Origin of the sequence: Priestia sp. SIMBA_032 (assembly GCF_046535215.1) — a bacterium.
Classification (GTDB): Bacteria; Bacillota; Bacilli; order Bacillales; family Bacillaceae_H; genus Priestia; species Priestia aryabhattai.
Map to the genome: position 1 here is coordinate 1 of NZ_JAWRXD010000862.1, position 264 is coordinate 264.

1 protein-coding gene is annotated in these 264 nt (G+C 54.2%); it reads left to right on the top strand.

The features are described from left to right. Positions 1-175: 175 nt before the first annotated feature. Positions 176-264 (top strand): Lsr2 dimerization domain-containing protein (locus SB717_RS40350; RefSeq protein ID WP_486360803.1); only part of this gene is annotated, 89 nt, incomplete at its 3' end.

Genomic DNA, 264 nt, shown 5'->3' on the forward strand with positions numbered 1-264 from the left:
GCCACCGACGTTGTCCGCCCCACTTGTGCGGCCCGGGATCGCGGATGCCCTTCTGAACCGACAGCCATTGCGATCTTTTTGCCTTCTTCACAGGTCAAGTTGTTATGATTGACTTCCCATCAGACTTGAGTTCGTGTTCGTCGGGCGCAAAAAACAATGAGTGGAGAGTCCAGAAGTGGCTAAGAAGCAAGTAGTAGAGTTCATCGACGACCTCGACGGAAAGGTTCTCGAGGAATTCGAGACCGTGCGCTGGGGACTCGATGG